We start from the raw sequence: 16,745 nt of genomic DNA, 5'->3' as shown, positions 1-16,745 counted from the left end.
GAAAGAGAAAGGCCGTTAGCTTTATCAGTATTACACGGCTGGACGTGCGATAACGCTGCGGGTTTCCATCCGCACTTCGGCAATGGTTACATCAATCACATCCGTGACTTTGTAAACCACTTCACCTTTGATTTGTACGGTGCCGCTTTCCTGGCTGCATACCAGTTCGTCACGAACAGCATGCAGGAACGGGGCCGGAATAAATGCGACTGCGCCATTATCCACTAAACGTACTCGCATACCGCCGCGGCTGACGTCAATGATCTCGGCCGCGAAGCGGACGTCGGTGCCGGCTTTGTCGCTCAAGAAGCGGGCGTATAACCAGTCACCCACATCGCGTTCAGCCATGCGGTTCAGACGACGACGTTCGGCCATTTGCAGGGTCGTATCATCCTGCGGACGGGCAATCGTTTCGCCTTTGATGACGGCCTTAAGCAGACGGTGGTTGATCATGTCGCCATACTTACGAATAGGAGAGGTCCAGGTGGCATATGCTTCCAGACCCAGCCCAAAGTGCGGACCTGGTTCGGTGCTGATTTCAGCATACGACTGGAACCGGCGGATACGGCTATCGAGGAAACCGGAAGGCTGCGCATCCAGTTCGCGGCGCAGTTTGCAGAAGCCTTCCAGCGTCAGGACCTCTTCGGCATCTACATGCATACCATGGGTTTTCAGTAGCGCGGCCAGTGCGTCAGCGTTTGCCGGATCAAATCCCATATGGACGTTATAAATTCCAAAGCCCAGCGTGTCGCGAAGAACGCGTGCAGCACAAATATTTGCCGCAATCATTGACTCTTCCACGATACGGTTAGCGATGCGACGCGGTTCCGCCACAATATCCAGCACTTCGCCTTTTTCACCGAGGACAAAACGGTAATCCGGACGATCTTTAAATACTAACGCGTGGTTGTGACGCCATTCACCACGGCTCAGACAAATACGATGCAGCAGACGGATTTGTTCAGCAATCGCGTCGTTTTCAGGCTGCCAGTCGCCGGTGCCTTCCAGCCAGTCGGAGACGTTGTCATAGGCCAACTTCGCTTTAGACTCGATAGTCGCAGCGAAGAAGGTGATGTTGTCTTCAATCGTACCGTCGGCGGTAATGATCATGCGGCAAGCCAGAACCGGGCGTACTTCGTTCGCGCGCAGAGAACAGAGATCGTCAGACAGTTCACGTGGCAGCATCGGGATATTGAATCCCGGCAGATAGTTGGTGAACGCACGAATCTTCGCCGTTTTATCCAGTTTGCTGCCTTCTGCAATCCAGGCGGTAGGATCGGCTATAGCAACAGTTAACTGTAGCTTGCCATCGGCCAGTTCTTCAGCATACAGCGCATCGTCCATATCTTCGGTGCTGGCGCTGTCGATGGTGACGAAATTGAGGGCGGTCAGGTCCTGACGCACCAGACCTTCGTCCAGCATTTCGGTCGCAACGCCGTCCGGTGCTTCTTTTTCGAGATTATGGCGCGCCAGCGTGACCCACCACGGGACAAAGTGATCGTCCGCAAAGGTGATAAATTGGGTTAGTTCAGCGTAGAAGGTGCGATCGCCTTTCAGCGGATGGCGGCGCATTTCTGCCACGGCCCAGTCACCTTCTTTAAATTCATGCTCAACGCCACGGGTGGCGCGACAAGGGATCGCCTCTTTCAGTAACGGATGATCCGGCACAATAGACAGACGGTCATTTTTGCCCTGAACTTTACCCACGAAGCGCGTCAGGAAGGGTTCGATTAGCTCTTCCGGTTCAGCAGACTCACGATCTTTTTCCGTATGGATCACCGCAACAATACGGTCGCCATGCATCACTTTTTTCATCTGCGGCGGTGGAATGAAATAGCTTTTTTGTGCATCGACTTCCAGGAAGCCAAAGCCTTTTTCCGTGGCTTTTACCACCCCTTCAGCACGCGGCGTCTGGGAATGTAGTTGCTGTTTAAGCTGCGCTAGCAGCGGGTTGTCCTGAAGCATAATTGTCTATTTTCGTGGCTAAAAGAGCGGCTGACAGTTTTACGCGATTCTGTCAGTTGCAGCAAGCGCTCTTTAAGTAAGTGGATCGGTTAATACGTCTCGCCCAGCGCGATTTTCAAGCGATTTAACCATCCGCATAATCCACTCCAGGCCAGCAGGTTAATCGCCTGTTCTGAAGAGATACCCTGATCGAACAACGGTGTTAACAGTGCGGCGCTAAAGCGGTCGGGCGCTCGGGTGAGCCATTGTACCGCCTGCAGGGTGACGCGCTCAACCGGATGTCGTTGTTCCCAGCGCTGCAATTCACGTTCATCCTGACGAAGGACAGTGATGATGTCAGTTAATTCATATGCCGTATGCGCATGTTCATTAAAGCAGGACACGCTGCCGTTGATGCGTGATGTCATCAGGGTCGTCAGAGAAAATGCCCGCGTCGGCATATCGCTGCGTAGCGTGCTGGAAATCAGTGACCCAAGTAAATCTAAAACGGCAGGTGAATGTGCTAGCAGAGGGAGCAGCGCGTGCAGTTCGTTGGGATAATCCGCGCGCAGTTTCGCGCGGGTATGCAGCTGCTCGGGTTCTAATGGCGCAGCGTGCCAGCTGGCGTTGGTGGCGCTAAATGGCGAAGCGTGAGCGAATTGCTGTATATCGAGGCCCGGTATTCGACGTACCGGGTGAGCGCTGCAGGCCTGAAGTAATGCGACTACCCGGGCCTGAAAACCGACGAAGCCGATGATTTGATTCATCAATATGCTATCGCAGCTGGTCAGCCCGACCGCATCCAGGTGCTGACGGTCCCGCTCGCCGATCACAGCCGGTGAACTGGCGAGCTGGCGCGCATATTGGGTGATTTGCGCCAGTCGATGATTACTTTCGCGAGACGAATCAGGACCGGGCAGCGGCGTTAAGCGCGCGGCATAGTGATTACACAATCGCTGCACGCCATACACCTGAGCGACGGTCAGGGCTGTACTCATCCGTTCATAGGCGCTGAACGTATGCATCCGATCCAGTACGACGTGAGCAGGGAAAAGAAGCTGGGCAAGTTTACGGGCAGGGGTTAACCAGGATTGAAAGGGTAAAAGCACGTCATGAGGTATCGCCAGGTCCAGTAAAAAGCTGTCGTCAACATGAGCGGCCTCCGGCACCAGCGGCAGAACATCTTGCGGATACGTGCTGGATTGCGTCTCATGATACCAGTGGCTTTTGCCTACAATGCGGCGTTGTTCCATGGGCGTTCCTTGGTCTAAAAAGTGGCGACCCGGACACGTCGTCATACACCTACGCCGGATCGTTTGCGCTGCAATATCCTGACGTAAGCCGAAGGGGGGATGAAAGATTGTTACGTGATAATAAATATCGGAAAAGTATATATGGCACAGGGCAGTGGAGGAGGAGGTGAAATCATGGGCGACGGCAGGCCGCCCACAGAGGACTAAACGATTATTTCAGATCCAGCTCGTTCATCGCTGCAATGCTGAAGCCACCATCCACGTGAACGACTTCACCAGAGATGCCGGCAGAAAGATCGGAGCACAGGAATGCTGCGGAATTGCCTACATCTTCAATCGTCACGGTGCGGCGAATCGGCGTCACCGCTTCACAATGCGCCAGCATTTTACGGAAATCTTTGATGCCGGAAGCGGCAAGAGTGCGGATTGGACCTGCGGAGATGGCGTTCACTCGTACACCTTCAGGACCCATTGCGTTAGCCATGTAACGGACGTTGGCTTCCAGAGACGCTTTCGCCAGCCCCATCACGTTGTAGTTAGGGATTGCGCGCTCTGCACCCAGGTAGGATAGCGTCAGTAGCGCAGAGCCAGGGTTAAGCATAGAGCGGCAAGCTTTTGCCATCGCAACAAAGCTGTAAGCGCTGATGTCATGAGCAATTTTAAAACCTTCGCGGGTGACCGCATTCACATAGTCGCCATCCAACTGGTCAGCAGGCGCGAAACCGATGGAATGCACGAATCCGTCGAATTTCGGCCAAGAGTGGCTCAGTTCAGCGAACATCGCATCGATGCTGGCATCTTCGGCAACATCACATTGTAGTACGATGCTGGACCCCAGTTGAGCGGCAAATTCCTCCACTCGGCCTTTTAGTTTGTCGTTCTGGTAGGTGAACGCCAGTTCAGCGCCTTCACGATGCATTGCCTGAGCGATTCCCCAGGCAATGGACAATTTACTGGCAAGACCCGTCACCAGAAGACGCTTACCGGAAAGAAAACCCATAGCTTTAATCCTTATGGTCATTGCTTCTTCGTAGCAATCAATGCGTGATGATTGCCATGTCAAAAACGCGCGAAATTGGGCTGAAATTATATCCTACTCATTGTTCCTTTTAGAATGGTTATCACCCCTAAATGCCCCTTACCATTCATTGCAAATGGCGAGGATATTACTTCCCCTGGTTGTGCTTTGCCCGACCCGTATTGCATTGAAGACAATGAGAAAATACAAGGCTTTAAAGGCGCTAAAATGGTATTATTAAGGCGCTAGCTGATGTTAATAAACATAGCAAGGTAGGAACTTTCTTAAAACAAAAAATATGCATATATTCAGATTGTTATGATATATTGTTTTTATCGATCAATATCGATACATTGATCGATATTATTGATTGATTGTGATTAAAAGTGCATTATCAGGAAGTTATGATCAATTGGAGTGGTCTTATGCACTATCATTTCATCGCGGAACCGATGAGAGACACAACAAATAAGTTGCTGGGCGTGGAGATGATCGCCCGGTTTGCTGCAGATACGGTTCGCCCATTGCATGCAGATTTCGTCGTTTCAGCGTGGAATAGCGAACAAAAGCGTAATTTTATGCTCAAGCAAATTCAGTTAATTGCCGAAAAGCGTGATTGGTTTGAGAGCAACAATCTGCTCTGTACCCTTCATCTCATTGATGAAATGGCGCTTCTGGCGATTGGTGATCCGGTCATCAAGTCGGCCCTACACGCAATGCCCTTTATTGCACTGGAACTGTCAGAGCGTTTTCTGTCGAGTACGATTTGCCTGAATAATCTGCTGATTAATTCACTCTGTGACGGCCCAAACGCGCTATGGCTGGGCGATCTCGGCTCCGGTAACGTCGGGGCAAGTCCGCTGGTTTGCGGTCATTTTGACGTGGTTAAATTGGATCGCGGTTTCTTCCTTGAACAGGTAGAAAAGCCGATGTTCCCGGTGCTTATCAAAAACATCCGGGAATATTGCGATCGCGTTGCGGTGGAGGGGGTCGAAACATCACGACTTATCGATGACGTCAGCGCGGCAGGTGTCTGGGCGATACAGGGGAGCGTTTTTCCGTCAGTCGTTTTTCACGAGGTTGAGACACTGCTCTTACCCGGTGTTGGTCACTGATGGCGCACTTGCCCTCCGGTTTCGGAGGGCAGCGGCTTTGTTAGCGATCTTTCCGCCAGGCGTCGGCGGTGAGCGCCTCGCCAAAATGCCCTGCAATCAGACGACGAGTCAGCTCATGCAGCGGGGAGGCCAGAACATCCGCGGTACTGCCACGCTCAACAACTTCACCCTGATGCATGACTAATACTTGATCGCTAATGTGCTTCATCATGCCGATATGTTGAGTCACATAGATATACGAAATCCCCTGTTTTTCCTGTAATTCCAGCATCAAATTGATGAGCTGCGAACGCATCGACATGTCCAGAGAGGCAAGGGCTTCGTCGGCGATAATCACTTTAGGTCGTAAAATAAGCGCGCGGGCAAGCCCCAGACGCTGTTTTTGCCCCGGCGCCAACATATGCGGGTAATAGCTCACATGGTCAGGTAATAGTCCAACCATGCGCATCGTTTCTATAATCTGTTTGCGACGCTGTTCAGGTTCCAGGTCGGTGTTCAGACGCAGCGGGAAATCAAGGATTTGTGAAATACGCTGGCGAGGGTTAAGCGATGTTGACGGATCCTGAAAAATCATACGGATACGCTGACTACGGAATGAATAATCACCATACTGGAGCGGATGATCGTCAATCAGCAGTTCACCGCTGGTGGGTTCAATCATGCCAGCTAACATCTTTGCCAGCGTGGACTTACCGGAACCATTCTCACCAATGACCGCGAGTGTCTGACGTTCGCGCAGGGTAAAGCTGAGTGGCTTAACGGCCTCAACGGTCTGGCGGCGAAATAAACCCGTCCGGTAGCGAAAGGTTTTGCTCAGATTGCGAACTTCGAGCAGGGTTTCTACCATCTCACTCTCTCTCCATGTTCAGCGGGAAATGACAGGCGTAGAGATGATTCTTTGCTCCGGTCAGTCGTGGGGTTTCAATACATTCACGCTGAGCATAAGGGCAGCGCGGCCCCAGACGGCAGCCGATGGGTAATTGTTCCAGCAATGGAATCGCTCCTGGCATGGTATTCAGACGACTTTTATGCGGCATCGCGCTACCAAAATCAGGAATGGCGCGGATCAACGCTTGCGTATAAGGATGATGTGGAATCGTCACCAGATCTTTACTGGGCGCGGTTTCCACCGTTTGTCCGCAATACATTACGTTGATTTTGTCCGCCCACTGGCTGAGCATTTGCAGGTCATGGCTGATCAACAAAATGGTAGTATTGCTGTTTTGGTTCAGCCGGGTCAGCAGGCGAAATATTTGCGCCTGGGTCGTTGGCTCCATCGCGTTCGTCGGTTCATCGGCAATCAGCAAGCGCGGCTGATTCGCCAGTGCAATAGCGATCATTACCTTCTGACACTCGCCGTCGGTCAGTTCATACGGGAAGCTGCGCATGGCATCTTTATGATCTTTTATCCCGACGCGGTGCAAAAGCTCAATCGCCCGGCGTTTGCGCCAGCCGATGCGCTGCCACCAGCGCCCCTTATAGGTCCAGGCTGGAATATTTTGCATCAGCTGTCGTCCAATACGCTCGGACGGGTCAAGACACGATTGCGGTTCCTGAAAGATCATGGAAACGTTATGACCGACCAGCTTGCGTCGTTCACGCGCGGAAAGGCGCAGGAGATCGATGTCATCAAAGCGCATACGGTCTGCGGTTACGCGCCAGTTATCCTTGGCGACGCCGCAAATAGCCTTGGCGATCAGGCTCTTGCCGGAGCCGGACTCGCCGACCAGTCCGCGGATTTCCCCCTCATTGAGGGTCATGCTGACACGGTCAACCGCTTTTACCCAGTCGTCGCCGGTTCTGAATTCAATGGTCAGGTTGCGGATATCGAGTAATGGCATTATTCCACCCCCGCAATAATTGCGCGGCGCACGCCATCACCCAGCAGGTTAACCAGCAGCACGCTTATCATGATCGCCGCGCCTGGCAGCATCACTGTCCACGGTGCGACATAAATCAGCTCCAGCGCGTCGCCGAGCATGGCTCCCCATTCCGGTGATGGCAACTGCGCGCCAAGGTCAAGAAAACCCAGCGCGGCGATATCCAGAATCGCCATCGACAGCGCACGGGTGATTTCAGTGATAAGCCCGGCGGTAATATTGGGCAGAACGGCGAACCACAGAATATTGAGCGTGGTTGCGCCATCAAGGCGAGCGGCAATAACATACTCTTTTTCCAGCTCGTCATGCACCATGCTGTAGACGGAGCGAACCATCCGCGGCAGCAGCGCCAACCAGACGGCAAACATCGCGTGAGTCAGATGCGGACCGGCAAAAGCCACCACAATAATCGCCAGCAACAGTGAAGGGATCGACAGCAGGGTGTCCAGAATGTGATTGAGCACCGCGGAACGCAAACCGTGCGTTGCTCCGGCAACCACCCCCAGTAACAAGCCACACAGCGTGGCGGCGAGAGTTACGACAAACGCACCGCCCACGGTTGGGGCCGCACCGCTGAGCAGGCGACTTAAAACATCACGCCCCAGGTCATCAGTCCCGAGGAAGAAAGAGACTTCGCCATAGCGCGACCATGACGGCGGTAAAAGCTGATAGCCGAGAAACTGCTGGTCGATGCCGTAAGGCGCGAACCAACCACCAAAAATACACAGAATCGCCAGTCCCGCACAGCCATACAGGCCGATCATTGCGGTTGCATCGCCGTAAAAATTGCGCCATGCGGTGCGCAGCGTACCAGGCGGGCGCTTTTCGCTGTAGACGCTATCGTAAGGCATACCATTCCTTATGTTTCAGAGGGTTAGCCATAGCACCCAAAATATCAGAGATGACGTTAACGATGATAACCAGTGAGCCTATCACCATCACACCCGCCGAAATCGCCGCGTAATCCTGCTGGCGAATCGCGTTAATCAGCCAACGGCCAAGACCTGGCCAGCTAAAGACCATCTCGGTGATCATCGCCAGCGTCAGCATGGTGGAAAACTGTAACCCCAGGCGCGGGATAACCGGTGGGAGAGCGTTGTGCAGTACGTGACGACGTAAAATCGTTAACCGTGACAAACCACGAGTAGCCGCCGCTTTAACATAGTTTTGATCAAAGACCTCAATGGTACTGATACGCATCAAACGAATAACTTCCGTCGTCGGTGCAACGGAGAGCGTTAACACCGGAAGCACCATATGGCGGATCGCACTGACCAGCATTTCATCGCGCCAGGGCGAGTCGGCGATCCAGGCGTCAATAATGGCAAATCCGGTAACGGGCTTAACTTCGTAGAGCAGATCAAAACGCCCGGAGACGGGCAGCCAGCCGAGGGTCAGTGAGAAGAGCAACGTCAGCAGCAGCGCCAGCCAAAAAACCGGAATAGAAAAGCCCATCAGAGCCAATGCGCTGATGCAACGGTCCTGCCATTTATTACGTGTTATGCCCGCCAACATGCCTATCGGGATCCCGACCATCAGTGCAAAACCAAAGGCCAGAATGCACAGCTCCATTGTTGCCGGAAACACCTCTTTGAGTTGTTCTGAGATCAACTGGCCGTTAATACTGGACACACCAAAATCCCAGTGAATCAGGCCATTGAACCAGAATACCCAGGCGTTCCACAGCGATGCGCCCTGTAACGGTGCATGAGGTGTGAAGTAGCTCAGGCTGAACCCAATAAAAGTCAGGAAGAACAGGGTGACCAGCAGTAATAAAAAACGGCGCAGGGTGAAGATAATCATGGTTTTTTCACCTCGTCAGCCTTTTCCCTGGAAACCCCGGCAAAAGAAGCGTTGCCGAACGGACTGAGCACCAACCCTTTGATGTCATAGCGATAAGCCTGCAAACGAAGCGAAGAGGCCAGCGGCAGGATCGGCAACTCGCGCGCAAGAATATTTTGCGCTTCGTCGTAGGCATCAATTCGCGAGGAGAGTTGTTGCGAAGAGAGGGCTTTGCGCAAAATGCTGTCAAACTCCGGATTGCACCAGTGGGCAAAGTTGGTCTGTGAGTTAATGGCGGCACAACTGAGCATCGGTCGGAAAAAGCTGTCAGGATCGTTACTGTCAGTTGCCCAGCCGGACAACGTCAGATCATGGTTCATATCCATTAATCGCGCCTCCTGAAAACGACCTTCTACCGGGATAATCTTCACTTTCACACCCACCTGAGCCATATCAGCCTGAATCAGCTCTGCGGTTTTCAGCGGACTGGGGTTCCAGGCCTGAGAACTGGTGGGGACCCAAAGTTGTAACGTCAGATTTTCCAGCCCCAGCGCTTTTAACTGCTCGCGCGATTTTGCCGGGTTGTACTCAGTAATTTTAGCTTCGTTGTCATAAGCCCACGAGGCGCGAGGCAAAATAGATGCCGCGGTTTCCGCCGTACCGTAGTAAATAGATTGCATTAACCGTTGGTTGTTAATGGCCAGCGCTAGCGCATGTCGTACGGCAGGGTTGTTCAACGGCGGTTTATCCGTGTTGAACGCCAGATAGGCGATATTCATCCCAGGACGCAACGTCAAACGCAGTCGAGGATCATCACGCAATATGCTGAGCTGGCTGGCAGCCGGCCAGGCCAGCACGTCGCACTCGCCGGTCAGTAATTTCGATAAACGGCCGGTTCCGCCAGAGCCGAGATCCACCACGACTTGGGGCATCAAGGGGGTACCTCGCCAGAATTTTTCATGCCGTTGCAGGCGAATATATTGGCCTGCACGATTTTCTGAAAGTTGGTACGGACCTGTGCCGACGGGCTGTCGGTCAAGTAATTCCTGGCGATCCTGTTTGGCTAATTTGGCAGCATATTCTGCCGACATCACCGAGGCATAATGTGTGGCAAGGTGCCACAAGAAGGAGGCGTCGGGTTGATTTAAGCGAAATTCAACGGTGTTGTTGTCCAGCTTGCGCACGCTTTGGACGTTATCGGCGAACTGCAGGCTGTCAAAATAGGGAAAACTGCTGCCATTGATATTGTGCCACGGATGTTGGCGATCAAAGATGCGCTCGAAGGTAAATACCACATCGTCCGCATTCAGTTTGCGGGTGGGCGTGAACCAGGCTGTCTTTTGAAACGGAACATCACGACGTAAATGGAAGCGGTAGGTTGCGCCGTTATCCAATACTTCCCAGCTTTCAGCCAGTTCTGGCACCAGACGATAAGTATAGGGATCGACATCAAGCAGTCGGTCATACAATTGGGCCGCTAATGTGTCTACGATGAGACCGCTGCTCGCTTTTTGTGGATTGAACGTATTGACCTGCCCGCTGACGCAATAGACAAAGCCACTGTCACGAATATCAGCGTACGAGGCCTGCTCAGGCGCAGCTGCAGCCTGACCACTCAGAAGTCCAGCCATCACGATCAGAGATGATAAAACCAGGCGCATAATTTTAAAGGGTTATATATAAAGAAGCTATCTTACTAATACTTAATGACATTTGCCATTACCGTTTGTGTTTGGGGGCTGCAGGGTTGATAACCGCGAATTCAACATCGCCAGTTGGTCAAAATTCATACCTGCTATCCACTTTGCATATCCTCTATTAGCTATCTTAGCATTTTCATGGCACCTCTGACTCGCTTAAACGCCGGATTCAATGGCGGGAGGTGTCTGACGGGAAAAATGAGTCTGTTGTGTGGGAGGAATGTCTGCAGAATCAGAGGAAAATAAACAAGAATGAGGCGGGAAGAGTGAATATCTTCCCGTATGTCGAATTACTTCTGGATTTTATTAACGCGTACCACCGGCGGTTGCATTTTAGCGTCAAGGCTACCGTTAATCCTGATCATTTGATCGGGTTTTACCGTTCGGCCATCAAAGACGGCAAGCGGAATAAGCGTATTGATCGTGCCGGTTTTGTCACGGAAGATAAACTTATCTCCTCCTTGATCCTCAATGAGATTACCCCGTAAAGAGATAGTCGCTCCGTCATGCATAGTTTTAGCTTGTTGGACGGTCATGATTCTTGCATCTTCAGTGCCGCGATATCCTTCATCCAGTGCGTGGGCAGGTGGCGGGGCGGTATCCTTTTTCAATCCACCATTATCATCGGCAAACGCTGATGGCAATAAAAAACAACACAGTAAGGGGGCGAAAGATATTTTCATAGAGCCTCCATATAAATTGATTTGACTTATTAAGTTTGGTTGCTATTTATTAATCTGGCGAGTGGGATAAGTCTCAAATGATAATTTTCCAATAAAACAAAGGATTGGTGTGATATAAGCGAGGCGGTGAAATGAACAGAGAGAAAGCCCATTTGCAAGGAGTGAAAGAGAGTCAGCATTTTCTGAATTTTGAATCAGGCTTTCACAAGATTGGTTTTATCTGTTTGCTCTGCATTGTTTTACTTGCTACGGCGGGAGCGTTTTCCGGCGGATATTTAAGTGAGGAAACGAGAAAAAATAGCTTAAAGACAACAGAGTTACAATTCGAAAAATTTGGTCGTTTGCAAACGGAATTTCAATTTAAAATCTCCGGACAGAAGCATGATTCTGTGAACATGACGTTGCGCATTGGCGGCGATTTCAACAAATTTTATGAGATGGAAAATATTTGGCCACAGCCAGACAGCATGTACAGCAAGGGTAACGATCTTTACCTTGTCTACAATGATTCTGAAGCAACGCAGGATTTTACTGTCTGGCTGCAGGTTACGCCCGTGAAGCCAGGAAGTGTAATGAGTTTTCTCCAGCTAAATGGCGAACCTGAAATCCGCTTCAGACAATTTATTTATCCCTAGGAGGTGGGTATGGAGATGGTCTTCCGGGCATTAGCCATTTACCTTATTTTGCTGGTGGTTTTCAAAATAGCCGGTCGCCGGGCATTGTTACAAATGACCAGCTTCGATCTGATTTTATTACTGATTATCAGTGAAGCAACTCAGCAAGCCTTATTGGGTAATGATTTTTCGTTAACCGGCGCCATGATCACGATTGTCACACTGGTTACTATTGATATTCTGTTTGGTTTTATTAAGAAAAAGGTAGTTGGGGCAGAATCTGTACTGGATGGCTCTCCGGTTATCCTGCTTGATCATGGGATCCCTTTATTGGATAAAATGAAGAAAGTGGATGTTTCTCTTGACGATATATTAGTCGCAGCACGACAAAATCAGGGGATTACCGAATCCAGTAAAATCAAATATGCCATTCTGGAACGTAACGGACATATTTCTGTCATTCCTGAAGAGAATTAGCGAGGCGGTAATGAACACGGAGTACAATGACGCAAAAACACGCAATGAACTGACGAAACGGGTTGCAAAAACGCTTATTGATCGCGGTTTAACGTTGACTACCGCAGAATCTTGTACAGGAGGAAACTTGGCCGCCGCGCTTTGTGCACAGGCGGATACCGCAGAATTTTATGATATCGGCGTTATAACCTTTAGCGATCGCGCCAAGCAGAAAATGCTCGGCGTGCGGGCCAGTACGCTGGAGAAATATAGCGCCGTTAGTGAGCAAACGGTCAGTGAGATGTCTGTAGGAATACGTGAGCAAGCCGAAACCGACATCAGCATAGCCATTAGCGGATATGCGGGGCCGGAGGGTGGGGAGGATGGTACTCCCGCAGGAACGGTGTGGTTTGCGTGGAATTTCCGCGGGCGGATAATAACAAAACGGGAATATTTTTCCGGGGATTGCCAGGACGTTATAGAAAAGGCGGTACGTTTTAGCCTGGCGGTATTGGTTGAAGAAGTTTCAGCCTGGAAGAACAAATAAATAAACCAGGACTTATCCGAGTAAATATCTCAACGCAATGTGAAGTTATCATCGTAAGGACCAGGTTAATATTTGGCAAAAATTAAGTTGTGGGTAAATTATAAAGGTCATGTCATTCATTTTGTTCTACGCTTATTAGTCTTTGCGATGAATGATGACTCATGAGAGGTGATTGAATGACTGACCTAAATAAAGGAAAACAGACCACCAATAAAACTAATTCAGAACGTTTTCCGCAGCCGCCTTTTCCACATCAAAAACAACCTTTTCCGGGTCTGGCTGGAAAAATGCAACCGCGTCCCGATCATGGCGAAGAAAGCTATCAGGGAAGCGGCAGGTTAAATGGTCGCAAGGTATTAATTACCGGAGGTGACTCAGGTATTGGGCGTGCTGTTGCCATTGCTTATGCCCGCGAAGGCGCCGATGTCGCGATTAATTATTTACCTGAAGAAGAGGACGATGCGCGTGAGGTTGTCGAATTGATAAAAAAAGCAGGGAGAAAAGTCGCGGCGATTCCCGGTGATATTCGTGACGAAACTTTCTGTAACCATCTGGTAAAACAGGCGGTAGAAGCGCTGGGAGGGTTGGATATTCTGGTGAATAACGCCGGTCGTCAGCAATTTTGCGAATCGATCGAAGACCTCACCACAGAAGAGTTTGATGCGACATTCAAGACCAATGTCTACGCCATGTTTTGGATCACCAAAGCGGCTGTTCCTCATTTTTCACGAGACAGCGTGATTATTAACACCTCGTCGGTACAGGCTTATGAGCCAAGTGAGATCCTGCTTGATTATGCTCAGACCAAGGCGGCGATAGTGGCATTTACTAAATCGCTGGCAAAGCAACTGGCACCCAAAGGGATCCGTGTGAATGCTGTCGCGCCTGGACCGTACTGGACGGTATTGCAGTGTTGCGGCGGCCAACCACAGGAAAAAATTGAGAAATTTGGCGCAAATGCGCCGCTCGGTCGGCCAGGCCAACCGGTAGAAATTGCCCCTCTGTATGTCACTTTAGCGGCTGAAGAGAACAGCTATACATCCGGTCAGGTATGGTGTTCTGACGGGGGGACCGGAACTCTCTGACGTCTATGTTCGCTGAGTCGAAACGTCCGCGGGGGAAAGCCAGCGCGGACAATACTGTTTAAGGGCAGGGGGCGGCAGGCACCGCTCTCTGAATATTAACCAATGACAGCGATGCCAAGACGTTCCAGGATCAACGATGCCTGGTAGCTGTCCAGTTTGACGCCTTGCAAATCAACACCCCGGACATCGAGATCGCCCAGTTCTGAATTGGTCAAATCACAGTGCGTAAAGTTTGCGGCCCGCCAGTCGAACGACGAAAACTCACCGCCGGAAAGATCTGAACCACTGAACGTCGCCCCCAGTACCTGAGTACCCATCCAACGGTTTTCCCACAGCTCGCACTTTTCCAGTACGACTTTTGAAAAGTTGGCGTAGCTTAAGTTGGTATTGGTGATATAGGCGCTACAAAACCAGGTGCGTGTGGTAATCATATTCATAAAGCTTGCGCCGCGAAAATCTGAACCTTGTGCGCGGCAGTGGCGAATTTCGATTCCCAGCGCGCTCACATTCCTGAAATCCGCCATGGAGAGATCACAACTTTTGAAAATGGCATCTTTCAGGATAGCGCGACTAAAATTACACCCTTTCTGGCTTTCTCGGTCATAGAACTGGCAGCCAATAAACTCAGTGCCGCTGAGGTCGGCACCCGAAAAATCACAGTTGAAAAACGTACTATTTTCAACTTTCGCACCAGTGAATCTGTTTCTGTCAATTTTTTCGCCAACTAACGCCAGAGTCATCATGATTAACCTGTTTTTTTATACAGTGATTGCATCATGGTAAACTGTTTTAACCCTCGCGTCCAACGTCTGCCCCTGTACGCTAAATTTGGTGTTTCTTGAGTAACGCACGGAGCTGATGGTAGGTCAGACCTAATAATTCAGCGGCTTTTTTCTGATTAAATTTCGCCTGCTGTAAGCTGCTTTGCAAAAATTCCTTCTCCTGCTGCTGTTGGAATTCACGCAGATCCAGCGGTAAGGTTACGGATGCAGGTCTGGTTTCCTGCGCCTGCGGCGGTGTGGTGTGACGCCTGAACGGGTCAATCACAATCTCATTCAGCGGGTAATCGCTGGTCCCGTGTCGGTAAACCGAACGCTCCACGACGTTTTTCAGCTCACGAATATTGCCCGGCCAACGGTAGTGGAGGAGCGTTTCTTTGGCCTCGTCGGTGAACCCTGGAAACAACGGTAACCCGATCTCACGGCACATCTGAATGGCAAAATGTTCAGCCATTAGCATGATATCGCTTTGACGTTCGCGTAACGGTGGGAGTTGCACCACATCAAAAGCCAGACGATCCAGCAGGTCCGCGCGGAACGTGCCTTCACTTACCATGCGCGGCAGGTCGGCATTGGTTGCGCAAACCAGTCGTACGTTGACCTGCAACGGCTGGCTACCGCCGACGCGTTCCAGTTCTCCGTACTCAATAACGCGCAGCAGTTTTTCCTGTACCAGCATCGGGGCGGTCGCCAGTTCATCAAGAAATAGCGTGCCGCCATCGGCGCGCTCGAAACGACCCGGATGACGTTTCTGCGCGCCAGTAAAGGCGCCAGCTTCGTGACCAAAAAGTTCGGAATCGAGTAAATTTTCGTTTAGCGCCGCGCAGTTAAGTGAAATAAACGGGCCTTGCCAGCGGGTGGAGAGATAGTGCAGGCGGTTGGCGATAAGCTCTTTCCCCGTACCGCGTTCCCCAATGACCAGCACAGGTTTATCCAGCGGCGCGAGATGAGAAACCTGCTCCAGAACTTCAATAAAGCTGTTCGCTTCGCCCAGAAGATTATCTTTGTATCCTGCCATGATGAAATTCACCATTTGTTAGTGTTATTCACCAATTTACCCTATTTATCCCGGCAGGTAAAATTGGATATTTTCAAGTAATTCAAGAGATTAAAAAGTTGGCATGCGAAGTGCATTAGAACAGTAGCAGGGCATTGCCCGATATCAGAACAGTAAGTGAGGATTACATTATGGGTATTTTTTCTCGTTTTGCCGACATCGTGAACGCCAACATTAATGCGTTGCTGGAAAAGGCTGAAGATCCGCAGAAGCTGGTGCGGTTGATGATCCAGGAAATGGAAGACACGCTGGTTGAAGTGCGCTCAAACTCCGCACGCGCGCTGGCAGAAAAGAAACAGTTATCGCGTCGTATCGAACAGGCCAGCGCCCAACAGGCAGAGTGGCAGGAAAAAGCAGAGCTGGCGCTGCGCAAAGAGAAAGAAGATTTGGCGCGTTCTGCGTTAATCGAAAAACAGAAACTGACTGACCTGATTGCCTCCCTGGAGCATGAGGTAACGCTGGTTGACGATACGCTGGCGCGCATGAAAAAAGAGATTGGTGAACTGGAAAACAAACTTAGTGAAACCCGTGCTCGTCAGCAGGCGTTGATGCTGCGCCATCAGGCGGCAAACTCTTCCCGTGATGTTCGTCGTCAACTGGACAGCGGCAAACTGGATGAAGCGATGGCGCGCTTTGAATCTTTTGAGCGCCGAATCGATCAAATGGAAGCTGAAGCTGAAAGCCATAACTTCGGTAAGCAGAAGTCTTTGGATCAGCAATTTGCTGACCTGAAAGCAGATGATGAAATCAGCGAGCAGTTGGCGCAATTGAAAGCCAAAATGCAGCAAGACAAGCAATAATAATATCTGGCGGTGCCCGAACGCGCCGCCGC

At 50.9% G+C, this 16,745-nt stretch carries 17 protein-coding genes; 6 read left to right on the top strand and 11 right to left on the bottom strand.

The features are described 5' to 3' along the window. Positions 1-30: 30 nt before the first annotated feature. The 3 genes from FOB24_RS14290 to fabI all read right to left on the bottom strand — a co-directional run bounded on the left by FOB24_RS14290 (position 31) and on the right by fabI (position 4,197). Complete coding sequence (locus FOB24_RS14290; RefSeq protein ID WP_150345086.1) at positions 31-1,965, bottom strand: exoribonuclease II; 1,935 nt, start codon at positions 1,963-1,965, stop codon at positions 31-33. Positions 1,966-2,054: 89 nt separating this feature from the next. Then, entirely contained in the window at positions 2,055-3,197 is a 1,143-nt protein-coding gene (locus FOB24_RS14285; protein WP_150345085.1) for a carboxymuconolactone decarboxylase family protein, read from the bottom strand. Positions 3,198-3,408: 211 nt separating this feature from the next. Beyond that, a complete protein-coding gene (fabI, locus tag FOB24_RS14280) occupies positions 3,409-4,197 on the bottom strand; it encodes an enoyl-ACP reductase FabI (RefSeq protein ID WP_038640941.1) in 789 nt (262 codons plus the stop codon). Positions 4,198-4,640: 443 nt separating this feature from the next. Between fabI and FOB24_RS14275 the strand changes: the two genes are divergently transcribed. Then, positions 4,641-5,330: an EAL domain-containing protein gene (locus tag FOB24_RS14275; protein WP_150345577.1), complete on the top strand. Its 690-nt coding sequence runs from the start codon at positions 4,641-4,643 to the stop codon at positions 5,328-5,330. Between the two features lie 40 nt (positions 5,331-5,370). Here the strand turns inward: FOB24_RS14275 and sapF are convergent, their stop codons facing one another. The 6 genes from sapF to FOB24_RS14245 form a co-directional block, all read right to left on the bottom strand. Further along, positions 5,371-6,177 (bottom strand): peptide ABC transporter ATP-binding protein SapF, encoded by an 807-nt coding sequence (gene sapF, locus FOB24_RS14270; RefSeq protein ID WP_038640937.1) that lies wholly within the window; start codon positions 6,175-6,177, stop codon positions 5,371-5,373. 1 nt (position 6,178) lies between these two features. After that, on the bottom strand, positions 6,179-7,171 hold the full coding sequence (sapD, locus tag FOB24_RS14265; protein WP_003020556.1) for a peptide ABC transporter ATP-binding protein SapD: 993 nt from the start codon (positions 7,169-7,171) through the stop codon (positions 6,179-6,181). Continuing rightward, complete coding sequence (sapC, locus tag FOB24_RS14260; RefSeq protein ID WP_016156640.1) at positions 7,171-8,061, bottom strand: peptide ABC transporter permease SapC; 891 nt, start codon at positions 8,059-8,061, stop codon at positions 7,171-7,173. The genes sapD and sapC overlap by 1 nt, the downstream gene beginning before the upstream one ends. Further along, positions 8,048-9,013 carry a peptide ABC transporter permease SapB gene (gene sapB, locus FOB24_RS14255; protein WP_038640933.1) on the bottom strand — a complete coding sequence of 322 codons (966 nt, stop codon included), beginning with the start codon at positions 9,011-9,013 and terminating at the stop codon, positions 8,048-8,050. Before sapB ends, sapC begins: the two co-directional genes overlap by 14 nt. Beyond that, positions 9,010-10,653, bottom strand: a complete 1,644-nt coding sequence (sapA, locus tag FOB24_RS14250; RefSeq protein WP_038640931.1) for an ABC transporter substrate-binding protein SapA — start codon at positions 10,651-10,653, stop codon at positions 9,010-9,012. Before sapA ends, sapB begins: the two co-directional genes overlap by 4 nt. Positions 10,654-10,982: 329 nt before the next feature. After that, complete coding sequence (locus FOB24_RS14245) at positions 10,983-11,375, bottom strand: YdeI family stress tolerance OB fold protein (RefSeq protein ID WP_087856130.1); 393 nt, start codon at positions 11,373-11,375, stop codon at positions 10,983-10,985. A 131-nt stretch (positions 11,376-11,506) separates the two neighbouring features. Here FOB24_RS14245 and FOB24_RS14240 point away from each other — a divergent pair, with 131 nt between their 5' ends. The 4 genes from FOB24_RS14240 (at position 11,507) to FOB24_RS14225 (ending at position 14,077) form a co-directional block, all read left to right on the top strand. Beyond that, the gene (locus FOB24_RS14240) at positions 11,507-12,010 is read left to right on the top strand and encodes a hypothetical protein (RefSeq protein WP_150345084.1); all 504 of its coding nucleotides are present in this window, start codon (positions 11,507-11,509) and stop codon (positions 12,008-12,010) included. Positions 12,011-12,019: 9 nt separating this feature from the next. After that, positions 12,020-12,466: a DUF421 domain-containing protein gene (locus tag FOB24_RS14235; protein ID WP_150345083.1), complete on the top strand. Its 447-nt coding sequence runs from the start codon at positions 12,020-12,022 to the stop codon at positions 12,464-12,466. Between the two features lie 10 nt (positions 12,467-12,476). Continuing rightward, positions 12,477-12,992 (top strand): 2-oxo-tetronate isomerase, encoded by a 516-nt coding sequence (locus FOB24_RS14230; protein ID WP_233593107.1) that lies wholly within the window; start codon positions 12,477-12,479, stop codon positions 12,990-12,992. Between the two features lie 176 nt (positions 12,993-13,168). After that, positions 13,169-14,077: an SDR family oxidoreductase gene (locus FOB24_RS14225; protein WP_087856133.1), complete on the top strand. Its 909-nt coding sequence runs from the start codon at positions 13,169-13,171 to the stop codon at positions 14,075-14,077. A 95-nt stretch (positions 14,078-14,172) separates the two neighbouring features. Here the strand turns inward: FOB24_RS14225 and FOB24_RS14220 are convergent, their stop codons facing one another. Continuing rightward, the gene (locus FOB24_RS14220) at positions 14,173-14,817 is read right to left on the bottom strand and encodes a quinolone resistance pentapeptide repeat protein QnrB12 (RefSeq protein WP_038640920.1); all 645 of its coding nucleotides are present in this window, start codon (positions 14,815-14,817) and stop codon (positions 14,173-14,175) included. A gap of 82 nt (positions 14,818-14,899) precedes the next feature. Continuing rightward, positions 14,900-15,889 carry a phage shock protein operon transcriptional activator gene (gene pspF, locus FOB24_RS14215; protein ID WP_165353568.1) on the bottom strand — a complete coding sequence of 330 codons (990 nt, stop codon included), beginning with the start codon at positions 15,887-15,889 and terminating at the stop codon, positions 14,900-14,902. Positions 15,890-16,044: 155 nt separating this feature from the next. On the opposite strand from pspF, the gene pspA reads away from it, so the two are divergent. After that, the gene (gene pspA / locus FOB24_RS14210) at positions 16,045-16,713 is read left to right on the top strand and encodes a phage shock protein PspA (RefSeq protein WP_137347855.1); all 669 of its coding nucleotides are present in this window, start codon (positions 16,045-16,047) and stop codon (positions 16,711-16,713) included. Positions 16,714-16,745 lie beyond the last annotated feature (32 nt).

The sequence above is a fragment of the Citrobacter werkmanii genome, from assembly GCF_008693645.1.
Taxonomy (GTDB): Bacteria; Pseudomonadota; Gammaproteobacteria; order Enterobacterales; family Enterobacteriaceae; genus Citrobacter; species Citrobacter werkmanii.
This window is presented reverse-complemented; position numbering and strand designations above follow the sequence as displayed.